Annotated in this window: 14 protein-coding genes and 1 tRNA gene; 10 read left to right on the forward strand and 5 right to left on the reverse strand. The window is 73.3% G+C overall.

The genetic code is table 11. From position 1 onward, the window contains the following. Positions 1–126: 126 nt before the first annotated feature. On the reverse strand, positions 127–588 hold the full coding sequence (soxR, locus tag LG943_RS08690; protein ID WP_270071692.1) for a redox-sensitive transcriptional activator SoxR: 462 nt from the start codon (positions 586–588) through the stop codon (positions 127–129). 69 nt (positions 589–657) lie between these two features. Here soxR and LG943_RS08695 point away from each other — a divergent pair, with 69 nt between their 5' ends. The 3 genes from LG943_RS08695 to LG943_RS08705 all read left to right on the forward strand — a co-directional run bounded on the left by LG943_RS08695 (position 658) and on the right by LG943_RS08705 (position 4,253). After that, a complete protein-coding gene (locus LG943_RS08695) occupies positions 658–1,356 on the forward strand; it encodes a thiamine pyrophosphate-dependent enzyme (protein WP_270071693.1) in 699 nt (232 codons plus the stop codon). Positions 1,357–1,430: 74 nt separating this feature from the next. Further along, on the forward strand, positions 1,431–2,330 hold the full coding sequence (locus tag LG943_RS08700) for a transketolase family protein (RefSeq protein ID WP_270071725.1): 900 nt from the start codon (positions 1,431–1,433) through the stop codon (positions 2,328–2,330). Between the two features lie 132 nt (positions 2,331–2,462). Further along, on the forward strand, positions 2,463–4,253 hold the full coding sequence (locus LG943_RS08705; protein WP_270071694.1) for an ABC-F family ATP-binding cassette domain-containing protein: 1,791 nt from the start codon (positions 2,463–2,465) through the stop codon (positions 4,251–4,253). 124 nt (positions 4,254–4,377) lie between these two features. On the opposite strand, the gene LG943_RS08710 is transcribed toward LG943_RS08705, so the two are convergent. The 4 genes from LG943_RS08710 to LG943_RS08725 form a co-directional block, all read right to left on the reverse strand. Further along, a complete protein-coding gene (locus tag LG943_RS08710; protein WP_270071695.1) occupies positions 4,378–5,388 on the reverse strand; it encodes a GDSL-type esterase/lipase family protein in 1,011 nt (336 codons plus the stop codon). Positions 5,389–5,519: 131 nt separating this feature from the next. Beyond that, positions 5,520–6,008 carry a MarR family winged helix-turn-helix transcriptional regulator gene (locus LG943_RS08715; protein WP_270071696.1) on the reverse strand — a complete coding sequence of 163 codons (489 nt, stop codon included), beginning with the start codon at positions 6,006–6,008 and terminating at the stop codon, positions 5,520–5,522. 162 nt (positions 6,009–6,170) lie between these two features. Beyond that, positions 6,171–6,830 (reverse strand): TetR/AcrR family transcriptional regulator, encoded by a 660-nt coding sequence (locus tag LG943_RS08720; RefSeq protein WP_270071697.1) that lies wholly within the window; start codon positions 6,828–6,830, stop codon positions 6,171–6,173. Positions 6,831–6,857: 27 nt separating this feature from the next. Further along, positions 6,858–7,823 carry an acyl-CoA desaturase gene (locus LG943_RS08725; RefSeq protein WP_270071698.1) on the reverse strand — a complete coding sequence of 322 codons (966 nt, stop codon included), beginning with the start codon at positions 7,821–7,823 and terminating at the stop codon, positions 6,858–6,860. A 263-nt stretch (positions 7,824–8,086) separates the two neighbouring features. Here LG943_RS08725 and LG943_RS08730 point away from each other — a divergent pair. From LG943_RS08730 to LG943_RS08760, 7 genes are all read left to right on the forward strand, one after another. Beyond that, positions 8,087–8,158: transfer RNA gene (locus LG943_RS08730), tRNA-Gln, on the forward strand. A 473-nt stretch (positions 8,159–8,631) separates the two neighbouring features. Then, complete coding sequence (gene glmU, locus LG943_RS08735) at positions 8,632–10,095, forward strand: bifunctional UDP-N-acetylglucosamine diphosphorylase/glucosamine-1-phosphate N-acetyltransferase GlmU (RefSeq protein ID WP_270071699.1); 1,464 nt, start codon at positions 8,632–8,634, stop codon at positions 10,093–10,095. Between the two features lie 34 nt (positions 10,096–10,129). Then, entirely contained in the window at positions 10,130–11,101 is a 972-nt protein-coding gene (locus LG943_RS08740; protein ID WP_270071700.1) for a ribose-phosphate diphosphokinase, read from the forward strand. Between the two features lie 320 nt (positions 11,102–11,421). Then, on the forward strand, positions 11,422–12,075 hold the full coding sequence (locus tag LG943_RS08745) for a 50S ribosomal protein L25/general stress protein Ctc (RefSeq protein WP_270071701.1): 654 nt from the start codon (positions 11,422–11,424) through the stop codon (positions 12,073–12,075). A gap of 150 nt (positions 12,076–12,225) precedes the next feature. Continuing rightward, complete coding sequence (pth, locus tag LG943_RS08750; protein ID WP_270071702.1) at positions 12,226–12,804, forward strand: aminoacyl-tRNA hydrolase; 579 nt, start codon at positions 12,226–12,228, stop codon at positions 12,802–12,804. Positions 12,805–13,111: 307 nt separating this feature from the next. Further along, a complete protein-coding gene (locus LG943_RS08755) occupies positions 13,112–14,587 on the forward strand; it encodes a sugar transferase (RefSeq protein WP_270071703.1) in 1,476 nt (491 codons plus the stop codon). 5 nt (positions 14,588–14,592) lie between these two features. Then, positions 14,593–15,384, forward strand: a complete 792-nt coding sequence (locus LG943_RS08760) for a 3'(2'),5'-bisphosphate nucleotidase CysQ (protein ID WP_270071704.1) — start codon at positions 14,593–14,595, stop codon at positions 15,382–15,384. The last annotated feature ends 18 nt before the right edge of the window (positions 15,385–15,402 follow it).

The raw sequence follows: 15,402 nt of genomic DNA on the forward strand, positions 1-15,402 counted from the left end.
GCGGGCACCGGCTCCGATGTGGCGAACACCGCGCCGAGGCCGGCCGCCACCACGGCGCCGTCGCCGCCGCGGTCGATCAGGACGCTGGTGTGCCCTGGTCGTGGGTCCGGTGCGGTCCGCCCTCGGTCAGATGCCGCCCTCGCGTGCGGGCTTGAGCAAGGGGGCGCCCGGCCCCGCCGCCGCGAGTTCGTCGTCGGCGTTTTGCAGGCTGCACGACTTCAGCGACAGGCAGCCGCAGCCGATGCACGAGGCCAGGCGGTCGCGGAGCCGCTGGAGGGCGTCGATGCGGGTGTCCAGTTCGGCCCGCCACTGCTCGGAGAGCCGTGCCCAGTCCGCCACCGTGGGGGTGCGGTTGTCGGGCAGGGTGGCCAGCGCCTCGTGGATCTGGTTCAGGGTGAGCCCCACCCGCTGGGCCGCCGAGATGAAGGCCAGGCGGCGCAGCGTGTTGCGGTGGTAGCGGCGCTGGTTGCCCGGGGTGCGTTCGGCGGTGATCAGGCCGCGCTCCTCGTAGAAGCGGAGCGCGGTGGGCGGCACCCCGCTGCGCTCGGCGAGCTGTCCGATGGTGAGGCGTACGGGCAGGTGAGACATGTCACATCCGGTTGTGGTCACGGGTCCGGGCCTTGACTTCCATTTAAGTCGAGGTTTGAGACTGGCGCCATGTCCACCGCACCGGCTCTGACCAGATACGCCGACCTGCCGGCCCTCATCGGTCTGATGACCGGCGACGAGAAGCACCGGATCGCCGCCGAGTCCACCCGCGAGGTCCTGTGGGTGCTCTACGACCGGGTCCTCAACGTCTCGCCCGAGACCGCCGAGGACCCCGACCGCGACCGCTTCCTGCTCTCCAAGGGCCACGGCCCCATGACCTACTACGCGGTCCTCGCCGCCAAGGGCTTCCTCGACGTCGCGACCCTGCGCCGCTGGGCCGCCTTCGACTCGCCCCTGGGCCACCACCCCGACCGCACCCTCGTCCCCGGCGTCGAGATCAGCAGTGGCTCCCTGGGCCACGGCCTCGGCCTGGGCGTGGGCACCGCGCTGGGCCTGCGCGCCCAGGGCCGCCACCGCCCGCGCGTCGTCGTGCTCCTGGGCGACGGCGAACTGGACGAGGGCAGCAACCACGAGGCCATCGCCGCCGCCGGGCGCCTGGGCCTGGACCGCCTCACCGCCGTCGTGGTCGACAACGGCTCGGCCACCCACGGCTGGCCCGGCGGGATCGGCGAGCGCTTCGCCCGGGAGGGCTGGACCGCCCGCACCGTGTCAGGACGCGACCAGGACGCCCTCTACGACGCGCTCACCGCACCGCACGGCAACCGCCGGCCGCTCGCCGTGGTCGCCCGCGTGCGACCGAAGGGATGACGACCATGACCATCGCCGCACCCGCACCCCAGCACACCGCCCAGAACGCCGACCAGCACGTCACCCCCCAGCCCATGCGCGACGTCTTCGCCGAGACCGTCAGCGCCGCGCTGGACACCGACCCCCGGGTGGCGGTCGTGCTCGCCGACATCTCCGCCGACCGCTTCGCGCGCGCGGCCCAGCGCCACCCCGACCGGGTGGTCAACCTGGGCATCCGCGAGCAACTGCTGATCGGCGCCGCCGGCGGCCTGGCCCTGACCGGCATGCGCCCGGTGGCCCACACCTTCGCGCCGTTCCTCGTGGAGCGCCCCTTCGAGCAGGTCAAACTCGACCTGGGCCACCAGGGCGCGAGCGCGGTGCTGGTCAGCACCGGCGCCTCCTACGACGGCTCCTACTACGGGCGCACCCACATGGCCCCCGGCGACGTCGCGCTGCTGGACACCCTGCCCGACTGGACCGTGCACGTGCCCGGCCACGCCGCCGAGGTCGAGCGGCTGCTGCGCGACGCCCTGGCCGGCGAGGGCAACGTCTACGTCCGCCTCACCGAGCGCGGCAACGCCGCCGCCCGGCCCGTGGGCGCCGGCCTGGTCACCGTGCGCGCGGGCTCGCGCCGCTCGGCCGGGGTGGTGGTGGCGGTCGGCCCCATGCTGGACCGGGTGCTGGCGGCCACCGAGGACCTGGACGTCACCGTGGCCTATACCGCGACGGTGCGCCCCTTCGACCGCGAGGGGCTCAACCAGTTGGTGGCCCAGGCCGGACACGCCGACGTCCTCATGGTCGAGCCCTACCTGGCCGGGACCTCCGCCCACGAGGTCGCCGCCGCCCTGGGCGACCGCCGCCACCGCCAGGGCTCCCTGGGCGTGCGGCGCGACGTCGAGGTGCGCGGCTACGGCACCCCGGCCGACCACGACCGCGCCCACGGCCTGGACACCGAGGGGATCGCCAAGGCCGCGCGCGACTTCTTCCTGGTCTGACCCCCCGCCCGACCGCTTCGCCCACTCCGCCCGATCCGCCCGGGCCGGTCGGCTTCCCGGCCCCGCCCGGCCCGCCGACCCGCCCGGTCCGGTTCGCCCCGGTGCCCGTGGGCCAGCACAATGGGACACACGATGAACCTCGTCAATCTGCAAGACGTGTCCCTTGCCTACGGCCCGCTGGTGCTGCTCGACTCCGTGTCCCTGGGGATCGATGAGGGCGACCGGATCGGCGTCGTCGGGCGCAACGGCGGCGGCAAGTCCACGCTGATGGCGGTGCTGGCCGGGCGCACCGCGCCCGACTCCGGCCGGGTCGTGCACAACCGGGGCCTGCGCATCGGGTTCCTGGCCCAGCGCGACGCCTTCCCCGACTCCAGCGTGGCCGCCTTCGTGCTGGGCGAGCGCGCCGAGCACGAGTGGGCCGGCGACGCCCGCGTGCGCGACGTGCTGCGCGGCCTGCTCAGCGGCTGGGACCTCGACGCCCCGATGTCCACCCTCTCCGGCGGCGAGCGGCGCCGCGCCGCCCTGGCCCGGCTGCTGATCGACGGCCACGACCTCATCGTCCTGGACGAGCCCACCAACCACCTCGACATCGAGGCCATCGCCTGGCTGGCCGAGCACCTGCGCCGCCGCCGCGAGGCGCTGGCGGTGGTCACCCACGACCGGTGGTTCCTCGACGCGGTCACCAACCGCACCTGGGAGGTCGTCGACGGCCGGGTCGAGCGCTACGAGGGCGGTTACGCCGCCTACGTCCTGGCCAAGGCCGAGCGCTCCCGGCTCGCCGCGGCGGCCGAGGAGCGGCGCCAGAACCTCATGCGCAAGGAGCTGGCCTGGCTGCGGCGCGGCCCGCCCGCCCGCACCTCCAAGCCCAAGTTCCGCATCGACGCGGCCAACAGCCTGATCGCCGACGTGCCGCCGGTGCGCGACACCGTGGAACTGGTGCGCTTCGCCAGTTCCCGGCTGGGCAAGACGGTCATCGACACCACCGACCTCACCCTGGAGGCCGGGGACACCACCCTCATCGACCGCCTCACCTGGCAGTTGGGCCCCGGCGACCGCATCGGCCTGGTGGGCGTGAACGGCTCGGGCAAGACCACCCTGCTGCGCGCGCTGGCGGGCGAGCGCGAGCCCGACGGCGGGCGGGTGCGCCACGGCAAGACCGTCAACCTCGCCCACCTGTCGCAGAACCTGGCCGAGCTGGCGCCCGACAGCCGCCCGTTGCAGGCGGTCGAGGAGGTCCGCCGGCACGTCACCATCGGCGACCGGGAGTTCACCGCCAGCCAGATGCTGGAGCGGTTCGGGTTCCGCGGCGAGCGCCAGTGGACCCCCATCGGGGAGCTGTCGGGCGGCGAGCGGCGGCGGCTCCAACTGCTGCGGCTGCTGATGAACGAGCCCAACGTGCTGCTGCTGGACGAGCCCACCAACGACCTCGACATCGAGACGCTGACCGAGCTGGAGGACCTGCTCGACGGCTGGCCGGGGTCGCTGGTGCTGGTGAGCCACGACCGGTACTTCCTGGAGCGCATCACCGACCGCGTGCTGGCGCTGATGGGCGACGGCCGCCTGCTGTTCCTGCCCGGCGGGGTGGACGAGTACCTCAGCCGCCGGGCCGAGGCCGAGGCGGGCACGGCCGCCGTGCCCTCGCGCCGCCCCGACGAGCCCCAGGCGGGGCCGGCCGCGCCGGCAGCGGCGGCGCCCGCCCTGTCGGCCGGCGAGCGCCGCGCGGTGCAGAAGGAGGTCCAGCGCGTCGAGCGGCGCCTGGACCGCATCGCCGCGCGCGAGGCCGAACTCCACGAGCAGATGGCGCGGGCCGCCGAGGACTACGTCCGCCTGGCCGAACTCGACGGCGAACTGAAGACGCTGGAGGCCGAGAAGGCCGAGCTTGAGGAGATCTGGCTCACCGAGGCCGAGAAGCTGAACGAGTAGGACCGGGTGGCGGCGCGCTCCGCACGTCAGGCACGCCGCCGCCCGGCCCCCGGTGCCGCCTCCGTCGCCTCGCCACCTGACCGTGCGCCGCCCCCGCCATCAGGACTGAGGACGGCCGCCCGGCTCAGGAGCCGTGGAGTTCGGCCTCGAACGCGTCGGCGATCAGCGCGGCGCCCGAGGGGTTGGTGTGGATGTCGGGGCCCACCGCCGGGTTGCACATCCAGGTGTGGTCGCAGATGTGCTGGACGTTGGCGGGCATGCCGGTCTCGCTGCCCTCGGGCACGGAGAAGTCGTCGGACTCGAAGGCGGCGGCGACGTCGGCCACGGCGATGTCCTCGGCGGCGTAGGCGTCGGCGATGACGCCGTTCATCTCCTCGAAGACGCCGGTGGCGTAGTCGACCGCCCCGCTCGCGGGCGCCGCGTCCGCCGCCGCGCCGCCTGCGCCCGGGGCGGCGCCGGCCGCGCCCCCCTCCTCCAGCAGCAGGGCGGCCAGGACCGGGTTGTAGTAGGTCATGCCCACGATGCGGGTGTCGGGGCCGGCGGCCGCGCGCAGGCGCCGGGCGATCTCCGGCATCTCCGCCTCCAGCCGCTCCAGGCCGTCGGCCACGCAGTCCCGGTCGATCTCGCCGAGCCCGGTCACCACTCCCGGCCCCGCCGAAGGCTCGGCGCCCGCGCCGTCGGCTCCCTCCGCGCCCGCTCCCGCGCCGGAGCCCTCGACCGCATCCAGCACGCAGCCGGTGAAGTTGTTGGCGCCGATCCCCACCGTCACCAGTTCCACCCGGTCGCCGTGCCGGTCGAGGAACCGCTCCGCGGCGGCCAGTTGGGACTCCGCGGCGTAGCGCTCGCCGCACAGGTCGGTGCCGCCGTCCACGAAGGTCGTGGTGTCCTCGCCGCCGCAGCCCATCCGGCGGTGCTCCAGGGTGGAGTCGCGGTCGTAGAGCCTGCGGTACAGGACGTCGGTGTAGCCCTCCCGCGTCTCCTCCAGCCCGCCCTCGGCGGCGGGCTGCACCCCCACGGCCAGGGAGTCGCCCAGCGAGACGTAGTAGTGCTTGGCGGAGCCGTCCGCGCCCTCCTCTCCAGCCGGGGCGCAGGCGGTCAGGCCCCCGGCCAGGGCGGCGGCGGACACGGCCGCCAAGGCGGCACTCCAGCGGTGGTTCACGGTGCGGCTCCCCAGGGATGGGCGGCGGGCGGTCGGCGCGGCGGCGGGCGGGGGAGCGCACCGGCGCGGCGCGGGCCGCCCGGCGACCAGGGTGGCCGATCCGGCGATCACTCGTCCAGTGGCGAGAGCACCGCGCGCAGCAGCGCGGCCAGGCGGGCGCGGTCGGCGCGGCTGACCCCCGACAGCAGCGACTCCTCGTAGCTGAGCAGGTCGGCCAGTGCGGCGTCGACCCGTTCGCGGCCCTCGTCGGTGAGCCGCACCAGCACGCCGCGCCGGTCGGCGGGGTCGGGGCCGCGCCGCACCAGCCCGGCCGCCGCCAGGCGGTCGATGCGGTTGGTCATGGTGCCCGAGGTGACGAGGGTGGCGCGCAGCAGGCGGCCCGGACTCAGCTCGTAGGGCGGACCCGAGCGGCGGAGTTCGGCGAGCACGTCGAACTCCCAGGGCTCCAGGTCGTGCGCGGTGAAGACGGTGCGCCGGGCGCGGTCCAGGTGCCGGGCCAGCCGGGACACCCGGCTGAGCACCTGTAGGGGTTCGATGTCGAGGTCGGGGCGCTCGGCGCGCCACGCCTCGACCAGGCCGTCGACCTCATCGCGCATAGCCGACAGCTTATCTCTTGATATCAAGATAGTCGCCCCCGGCCGCGCGACCGGGCCGGCGGCGCCGCGCCCCGCGGGAATCCGGCCCCCAGGCGGGGGAGCGCTCGGGCGGCCCGCCCGCGGGCGGGCCGCCAAACGCGTCTCCTCGAAAGCGGCCGGGCGCTACTCGCCCGCGCGGCCCCGGCGCAGGGTCTCCAGGACCGGCCGGGCCTCCAGGTTGGACAGGCCGTTCCAGGCCAGGTTCACCAGGTGGGCGGCGACCACCTCGCGCTTGGGCCGGCGGACCTCCAGCCACCACTGGCCGGTCAGCGCGACCATGCCCACCAGCGACTGCGCGTACATCGGCGCCATCTTGGGGTCGTACCCCCGGGCCTTGAACTCCTCGGCCAGGATGTGCTCGACCTGGGTGGCGATGTCGCTGATCAGGCTGGCGAAGCTGCCGGTGCCCGACGCCGCGTGGGAGTCGCGGGCCAGGATGCGGAACCCCTGGCTGCACTCCTCGACGTAGCGCAGCAGCGCCATGGCGGCGTTCTCGATCTGCCCGCGCGGGGTGTCGGCGGTCAGGGACTCGCCGACCATGTTCAGCAGGGTCTGCATCTCGCGGTCGACGACGACCGCGTAGACGCCCTCCTTGCCGCCGAAGTGCTCATAGACCACCGGCTTGGACACGCCGGCCCGCGCCGCGATCTCCTCGACGGACGTGCCATCGAAGCCGCGCTCGGCGAAGAGTTCCCGCCCGATCTGGAGTAGCTGCTCCCGGCGCTCCTTGCCGGTCATGCGCTTGCGGCGCGACCGGGGCTGCTGCTCGCTCACGGCTCCCATGATGGCTGCCACCCTTAATCACGGTTCTCAGTGCACGGCGTTGACGCGCTTGGCAGCAAGGCGCTCGGCGTTGGGCCAGCGGACCTTGGTCGCCCACCCAAGCTTCTCAAACATCCAGATGACGCGCGCGGAGATATCGACCTGCCCCTTGAGCACGCCGTGGCGGGCGCAGGTGGGGTCGGCGTGGTGCAGGTTGTGCCAGGACTCCCCGAAGGAGGGGATGGCCAGCCACCACACGTTGCGCGAGCGGTCGCGGACCTCGAAGTTCTCCTCGCCGATGGTGTGGCAGATGGAGTTGATGGACCAGGTGACGTGGTGCAGCAGCGCCACGCGCACCAGGCTGCCCCAGAAGAAGGCGGTCAGGGCGCCCCACCAGGACATGGTCACCAGGCCGCCGATGAGGGCCGGGGCCAGCAGCGAGAAGAGCACGAGCGGGCCGAAGAACCGGTCGACCATGCGGACGTCGCGGTCCTTGAGCAGGTCGGGCGCGAAGCGCTTGGGCGAGGTCTTCTCCTCGTCCAGGTACAGCCAGGCCATGTGGGCGTAGTAGAGGCCCTTGGCCACCGAGCGCCAGTCGTCGCCGAAGCGCCAGGGGGAGTGGGGGTCGCCGTCGTGGTCGGCGTACTTGTGGTGGCGGCGGTGGTCGGCCACCCACTTGATGACGGAGCCCTCGATGGCGAGGCTGCCGGCGATGGCCAGCGCGATGCGCAGCGGGCGGTTGGCCTTGAACGAGCCGTGGGTGAAGTGCCGGTGGAAGCCGACGGTGATGCCCAGGCCGCTGATGACGTAGAAGACCGCGCCGATCACGATGTCGGTCACCGTGAGGCCCCAGCCCCAGGCGAACGGCACGGCCGCGGCCAGGGCCAGCAGCGGGATGAACACGAACGCGAAGACGGTGTAGCGCTCGGCCCTGCCGCGGCCTTCGGGGTCGAGTTCGGGTTCGGGTGCGCGCTTGCTGCTCTGGTCGACGGTCAGTTCGGGTGCTGCGGTCATATGTCCACCTTGCTTGTGGCGGCCGCAGGTGTGCCGCGGGGCATGTGGCCCCCGCGTCCCGCGGTCGTCGTAACCTATACCTACGTAACCGTAACCTACGCTGCCGTAGGTTTGTAAGGGGTTCGCGGACGAACTTCGCGCGGCGGGCGGGCAACGCGTTCCGGTCGGGGCCGCACGGCGCCGAACGAAGGTGCCGATATCCCGGCGAGCCGCTATCGTTGGCAGTCGGATCGCGCCGCCCCACCACGGCGGGCGCACCGCCTTCCCGGGTGGTCTAATGGCAGGACACAGGCTTTTGGTGCCTTGAGGTGAGGGTTCGAATCCTTCCCCGGGAGCCCTCACTCTGCGGGCGCGCCTCAGGCGCTCCGCCCACCCCGATCCGGCCGCCGCCGCGGCACGGCCATCGGGAATCTCACACCCGCCGCCCGCCGCGACGCTTTTTCCCGCCGCTGCCCCTGTGCCGCGCGGCCAAACGCGCCCGCCCGCGCCACCGCCCCACACCTGCCCGCGCCACCGCCCGCCAGGGCGCCGCGGCGGCCCCGGCCCAGGTTGCGGCGGTGTTTCGGCCGGGGCGGGCTACCAGGTCGGCCGCAGCCGCAACCGGGGTAAGGGCACATGTATCCTTCCCATGTCGGCGACCGGCGGCCAGTGTTCGTGTCCCCGCCAGGCGCCGTCAGCCACGCAGACACGTCGCGTCGACCCCGCGGGGAACCCCCGCCGAACGCCGCGTCCCGCCCCGGCCCGCGCCCCGCGCGGCGGGCGGGGATCTTGACATCGCATCCGCCAGCGACCCAAGGAGTCTCCGCCAGTGAGCGTGAGCCGTCCGGCTGCCGTCATCGTCCTAGCGGCGGGTGAGGGCACCCGAATGAAGTCCCGGCTGCCCAAGGTGCTGCACGAGATCTGCGGCCGCAGCATGCTCGGCCACGTGCTGGCCGCCGCCGGCGAACTCGACCCCCAGCGCACCGTGGTCGTCGTGGGTCACGCCCGCGAGCAGGTCGTCCAGCACCTCAAGGACACCGCCCCGGGCGTGGGCACGGCCGTCCAGGACGAGCAGAACGGCACCGGCCACGCCGTGCGCATGGCCGTGGAGTCCCTGGCCGCCGAGGGCGTGGCCCTGAGCGGCACCGTCGTGCTGGCCTACGGCGACACCCCGCTGCTGCGCGGGCGCACCCTGGCCGACCTGGTCGAGGCCCACGAGTCCGCCGGCAACGCCGTCACCGTGCTCTCGGCGCGGGTGCCCGACCCCGCCGGCTACGGCCGCGTGGTCCGCGACCCCTCCGGCGCGTTCACCGCCATCGTCGAGCACGCCGACGCCACCCCCGAGCAGCGCGAGCTGGACGAGATCAACTCCGGCATGTACGCCTTCGACGGCGAGCTGCTGACCTCCGTCGTCCAGCGGCTGTCCACCGACAACGCCAAGGGCGAGGAGTACATCACCGACGCCGTGGCGATCCTGCGCGGCGACGGCCACCGGGTCGGCGCCGCCCTGGCGCGCGAGTGGACCGAGATCCAGGGCGTCAACGACCGCGTGCAGCTCGCCGAGGCGCGCCGCATGCTCAACGACCGCCTGCTCACCGAGCACATGCGCGCCGGCGTCACCGTGGTGGACCCCGCCACCACCTGGGTCGACGCCGAGGTCCGCATCGGCCGCGACACCGTCGTGGAGCCCCAGACCCAACTGCGCGGGCGCACCGCCATCGACGAGGGCGCCCTGATCGGCCCCTGCACCCAGCTCACCGACACCCGCGTCGGCGCCGAGGCCACGGTGCGCCACGTGGTCGCCGACGACGCCGAGATCGCCGCCGGTGCCAACGTCGGCCCCTACGCCTACCTGCGGCCCGGCGCCTCGATCGGCCCCCGCGCCAAGATCGGCACCTTCGTCGAGGTCAAGAACTCCCGGATCGGCGAGGGCTCCAAGGTCCCGCACCTGACCTACGTCGGCGACGCCACCATCGGGGTGGGCGCCAACATCGGCGCCTCCTCGGTGTTCGTCAACTACGACGGCGTCGACAAGCACCGCACCACCGTGGGCGACCACGCCCGCACCGGCAGCGACAACACCTTTGTCGCGCCCGTGAACATCGGCGACGGCGCCTACACCGGCGCGGGGACCGTGGTGCGCGAAGACGTCCCGCCCGGCGCCCTCGCGGTCTCGGCCGGGAGCCAGCGCAACATAGAGGGCTGGGTGCGGCGCAAGCGCCCGGGGACCCCGGCGGCCGAGGCCGCCGAACGGGCGGAGAACACCGCCGAGCGCCGCGGCGAAGATTCATGACAATCGCGTCTGTGTTGTGGGGGGCTAAAGTAAAGTGACCGGCATGAAGGCCGCGGGTCAGAAGAAGTTGATGCTGTTCTCCGGGCGTACCCACCCGGAGTTGGCGGAGCAGGTGGCCGACCAGCTCGGCATCGAGGTCGCGCCGACGAGGTTCCAGGACTTCGCCAACGGCGAGATCTTCGTGCGGTACCTGGAGTCAGTGCGCGGCTGCGACGCCTTCGTGCTCCAGTGCCACTCCGACCCCATCAACGAGTCGATCATGGAGCAGCTCATCATGGTCGACGCGCTCAAGCGCGCTTCGGCCAAGCGCATCACCGTGGTGACCCCGTTCCTGGGCTACGCCCGCCAGGACAAGAAGCACCGCGGCCGCGAGCCGATCTCGGCGCGGCTGATGACCGACCTGTTCCGCACCGCGGGCGCCAACCGGCTGATGTCGGTCGACCTGCACACCGACCAGATCCAGGGCTTCTTCGACGGCCCGGTGGACCACCTCTTCGCGCTGCCGCTGCTGGCCGACTACGTCCAGTCCCGCGTCGACATCTCCGAGGCCACCATCGTCTCGCCCGACAGCGGCCGGGTCCGCACCGCCGACCGCTGGGCCGACCGCATGGGCACCCCGCTGGCCATCATCCACAAGCGGCGCGACCCCGACGTCGCCAACGAGGTCAAGGTGCACGAGGTCGTCGGCCAGGTGCGCGGGCGCACCTGCGTGCTGGTCGACGACATGATCGACACCGCCGGCACCATCGTGAAGGCCGCCGACGCCCTGTTCGAGCAGGGCGCCCGCGAGGTCATCGCGGCCGCCACCCACGGCGTGCTCTCCGGCCCGGCCGCCGAGCGGCTCCAGAACTCCCGCATCTCCGAGGTGGTCATCACCAACTCGCTGCCGGTGCCCAAGGACCGCCAGTTCGACAAGCTGACCCAGCTCTCCATCGCGCCGCTCATCGCGCGCGCCATCAGCGAGGTCTTCAGCGACGGCTCGGTCACCAGCCTGTTCGAGACCTGACCGCCCGCGCGACCGGGACGCGGCCCCTCGGGGCCGCCTCCCGGTGTGTCCGGAGTCGTCGGGCAAGGCAGTAGACTGGATTGAGTGTCCCCAGCTCCCGCTGGGACGCGTTGGGGATCGTGGTCCCACCGCTCCGCGCGGCGGCGCCGCACGGCGCGCGCCAGCACGGACGGTGTCCGGCCCGGGCGGTCGCCCACCGGCCCGCCTTCGCAGGCTACGGCCGACGACGGCCCCGGATACGCGGCCGTCTTACGCGGGAGCCGTTTCAGCAGAAGTCGTGTTCCCCGTGCCGCACGGGGACGATCCCGAGGAGTTTTGTCGTGTCCGAGGTACGCATCGCTGCCGAGCCGCGCACGGAGTTCGGCAAGGGCGCCGCACGGCGCGTCCGCCGCGCGGGTAAGGTGCCGGCCGTCCTCTACGGCCACGGCACCGAGCCTCGCCACATCACCCTGCCCGGGCATGACCTCATGCTCGCGCTGAAGACCCCCAACGTCCTGCTGCGCGTGGACGGCATCCCCGGGGCCGACAACCTCGCCCTGCCCAAGAGCGTCCAGCGCGACCCCATCAAGGGCTTCCTTGAGCACGTCGACCTGCTGGTCGTCAAGAAGGGCGAGAAGGTCAGCGTCGAGGTCTCGGTGAACCTCACCGGCGACATCGCCGCGGGCGGCGTCCTGACTCAGGAGCTGGTGACCGTCGAGGTCCTGGCCGAGGCCACCCACATCCCCGAGGGCGTCGACCACGACATCGAGGGCCTGGAGGTCGGCGCGCAGATCACCGCCGGCGACCTCAAGCTCCCCTCCGGCGTCGAGCTGGTCACCGACCCCGAGTCCATCGTCGCCACCGTCGCCGCCGAGCGCACCGACGAGGAGCTGGCCGAGGAGACCGGCGAGACCGCCGAGACCGAGGCCGAGGGCGAGCCCGCGGCCGAGGCCGCGGAGTCCGGCGAGGCCGCCCCGGCGGAGTCCGCCGAGTAGGGCACTTCCACGCGGGGCGCACCCGCGCGACACGAACAGGCGGAACCGATGCGTGGTCTGCTGCGCTGGGCGCGGGCGGGCCGCGCATCGGCGTCTGCGGGCGCGGTCCAGGCCGCGCCCGCAGGTGGGCGAACCGGTGAGGAGGCGGCCGTGGAGGCCGAGCGCTGGCTGGTCGTGGGCCTGGGCAACCCCGGGCCGACCTACGCCGGGAACCGGCACAACGTCGGGTTCATGGTCGCCGACGTCCTCGCCGAGCGCGGCGGCGCCCGCTTCAAGGCGCACAAGTCCCGCGCCGAGACCGCCGAGACCCGCATCGCGGGCGTGCCGGCGGTGCTGGCCAAGCCCCGCTCCTACATGAACCTCTCCGGCGGGCCGGTGTCGGCGCTGAGCCGGTTCTACAGAATCCCGCTGGAGCGGATCCTCGTCGTCCACGACGAACTGGACATCCCCTTCGCCGCGCTGCGGCTCAAGCGCGGCGGCGGCGCCGGCGGGCACAACGGGCTGCGCTCCCTCACCTCCTCGCTGGGCGGTCCCGACTACCTGCGCGTGCGCGTGGGGGTGGGTCGCCCGCCCGGCCGCATGGACGCCGCCGCCTACGTCCTCAAGGACTTCTCCACCACCGAGCGCAAGGATTTGGGCGTGGTGCTGGAGCGCGCCGCCGACGCCGTGGAGACCGTGCTTACCGACGGCCTGGAGAAGGCGCAGAACACCTTCCACGCCTCCGCCTGAGCCGCGCGTGCGCGGCCCCGGGGCGGGGGCGTTTCCCCTGTCCGCGGCGCCCCCATTGCGGAGATTTTCAATCGGTAACGCCTTCGGTCTTTTTCCGGCTGCAATCCGTCACGGCACGCGACTATGTGACCACGTTTAGCTAGAGTTTCCACGTCAGTTCGCGTTCCGTACCCCTTGTCGCCGCGCGCGGGCACCCGCCCGCGTGCCGCCGTGTGCGGAAGCACGGCCGCGCCGCCGTCCCGCGCCTCGGGGCGGGCGGCCCGCCGTCCGCGCGACCACAGGGGAAACGTGCCAAGGGTGGGGATTCATGGTCGTCATCGATCGTGTCACGACAGCCGCGCCGCCGCCGGTCGCCAGACCGCCCGTCCCGCGCACCGAGCCCCGGTGGATTCGGTCCTACGTGCGGGGGCTGCTGTGGATCGATCTGGCGGCGGGCGCCGGGGCGGGTGCCTTCGCCCTCCAGGCCCGGTTCGGCAGCCCGCTGGCCGCCGGCGGCCCCTGGTACGCGCTGCTGTCGCTGGCGCTGCCCCCGTTGTGGGTGCTGGTCGTGGCGGTGTCGGGGGGCTACGCGCGCCGGTTCGTCGGGCAGGGCACCGAGGAGTTCCGCCGCGTGCTGCGCGCCGGGCTGGTGCTGACGGCGGCCGTGGGGGTCACCGCCTACGCCCTCAAGGTCGACGTCGCGCGCGGCTACGTCCTGCTGGCGCTGCCCACGGTCGTGGCGACCTGCCTGGTCCTGCGCTACGCCTGGCGCAAGCGGCTGCACCGGCTGCGCCGCCTGGGGCGGTGCATGCGCGGGGTGGTGGCCGTGGGCTACCTCGAACAGGTCCGCGACCTCATCCGGCAGTTCCGCCGCGAGCCCTACCACGGCATGCGCGTGACCGGCGTGTGCCTGCCCCCGCACCAGGTCCACGCCGCCGCCGGCGAGGTCGACGACTGCCCCGTGCTGGGCGACTTCTCGACCGCCGCCGACGCCGCCGCGGCGGCCGGCGCCGACACCGTCGCGGTGCTGTCCTGCCCGGAGATGGACGGGGTGGAGCTGCGCCGCCTGGCCTGGCGGCTGGAGAAGAGCGGCACCGACCTCACCGTGGCGCCCGCGCTGATGGACGTCGCCGGCCCGCGCACCACCATCCGCGCGGTGGCGGGGCTGCCGCTGCTGCACGTGGAGCACCCCGAGCTGGTGGGCGCCCGCCGCGTGGTCAAAGGGCTGTTCGACCGGGCGGCCGCCGCGCTGGCACTGGTGCTGCTGGGCCCGTTCTTCCTCGCGCTGGCGCTGGGCGTGCGGCTGAGCGACCCCGGACCGGCGCTGTTCCGCCAGACGCGGGTGGGCAAGGACGGCGTCGAGTTCACGCTCTACAAGTTCCGTACCATGGTGGTCGAGGCGGAGGCCCTCAAGGGAGGGCTCGTCCTCGCCAACGACCACGACGGCGTACTGTTCAAGATGCGTCGCGACCCACGGGTCACCTCGTTCGGCGGCTGGCTGCGCCGGTACTCTCTGGACGAGCTTCCGCAGTTGATCAACGTGCTGCGGGGCGACATGTCGCTTGTGGGCCCGCGGCCCCCGCTGCCCGACGAGGTGGCGCGGTACGGCCGCGACGTGCGCAGGCGCCTGGTGGTCAAGCCGGGCATGACAGGGCTGTGGCAGGTCAGCGGCCGGTCGGACCTCTCCTGGGAGGAATCCGTCCGTCTGGACCTGCGATACGTGGAAAACTGGTCGTTGACCCTGGACGTCCAGATCCTGTGGAAGACATGGTCGGCAGTTGTCCGCGGAGCGGGAGCGTACTAAGGCCGGTGAGCAGCATCCGAAACGATCACGAAGTGGCGCGGGACCTGGCGACCGAGGCGGGGCAGCAGTTGCTGCGGCTCCGAGCCCGGCAGGGGTTCGACGAGCCCGAGGTATTGCGCACCCTCGGCGACCGCACGTCGCACGAGTTCCTCTTCTCGGCGCTGGGCCGGCTGCGCCCCAGCGACGCCGTCCTCTCCGAGGAGGGCATCGACGACAAGGCGCGGCTGAGCGCCCGGCGGGTGTGGATCATCGACCCGCTCGACGGCACCCGGGAGTTCTCCGAGTCCGGCCGCACCGACTGGGCCGTCCACGTGGCCCTGTGGGAGAACGGCGAACTCGCGGCCGGCGCGGTGGCGCTGCCCGCCCAGGGCAGCACCGTCTCCACCGTCGACCCGCCGTGGCTGCCGCCGGAGCGGCCCACCGAGCAGCGGCTGCGCATCACCACCAGCCGCACCCGGCCGCCGGAGTTCGTGCAGCGCCTGGCCACCCAATTGGGCGCCGAGATCGTGCCCATGGGATCGGCCGGCGCCAAGATCTGCGCCGTGCTGCTGGGCATCGCCGATATCTACGTGCACGCCGGCGGGCAGTACGAATGGGACAGCGCGGCACCGGTCGCGGTCGCCCGCGCGGCGGGGCTGCACACCTCCCGCATCGACGGCAGTGAGCTGCGCTACAACCGGACCAACCCCTCCCTGCCGGATATCCTTGTCTGCCGTCCCGAATTGTCGAATATGTTGTTGGCGAGTATCCGCGGCGTCGCCGAGCGCGACAGCGCGGACCCGCACGCCGCGGGATGAGTGCAGCCACTCCACCAT

It is taken from the genome of Streptomonospora mangrovi (assembly GCF_027604915.1).
Taxonomy (GTDB): Bacteria; Actinomycetota; Actinomycetes; order Streptosporangiales; family Streptosporangiaceae; genus Streptomonospora; species Streptomonospora mangrovi.

Excerpts from the sequence above, each read along its gene's own strand:
- soxR (WP_270071692.1), bottom strand. The coding sequence starts at position 588 with ATGTCTCACCTGCCCGTACGCCTCACCATCGGACAGCTCGCCGAGCGC.
- LG943_RS08695 (WP_270071693.1), top strand. The coding sequence starts at position 658 with ATGTCCACCGCACCGGCTCTGACCAGATACGCCGACCTGCCGGCCCTC.
- LG943_RS08700 (WP_270071725.1), top strand. The coding sequence starts at position 1,431 with ATGCGCGACGTCTTCGCCGAGACCGTCAGCGCCGCGCTGGACACCGAC.
- LG943_RS08705 (WP_270071694.1), top strand. The coding sequence starts at position 2,463 with ATGAACCTCGTCAATCTGCAAGACGTGTCCCTTGCCTACGGCCCGCTG.
- LG943_RS08715 (WP_270071696.1), bottom strand. The coding sequence starts at position 6,008 with ATGCGCGATGAGGTCGACGGCCTGGTCGAGGCGTGGCGCGCCGAGCGC.
- LG943_RS08720 (WP_270071697.1), bottom strand. The coding sequence starts at position 6,830 with ATGGGAGCCGTGAGCGAGCAGCAGCCCCGGTCGCGCCGCAAGCGCATG.
- LG943_RS08725 (WP_270071698.1), bottom strand. The coding sequence starts at position 7,823 with ATGACCGCAGCACCCGAACTGACCGTCGACCAGAGCAGCAAGCGCGCA.
- LG943_RS08755 (WP_270071703.1), top strand. The coding sequence starts at position 13,112 with ATGGTCGTCATCGATCGTGTCACGACAGCCGCGCCGCCGCCGGTCGCC.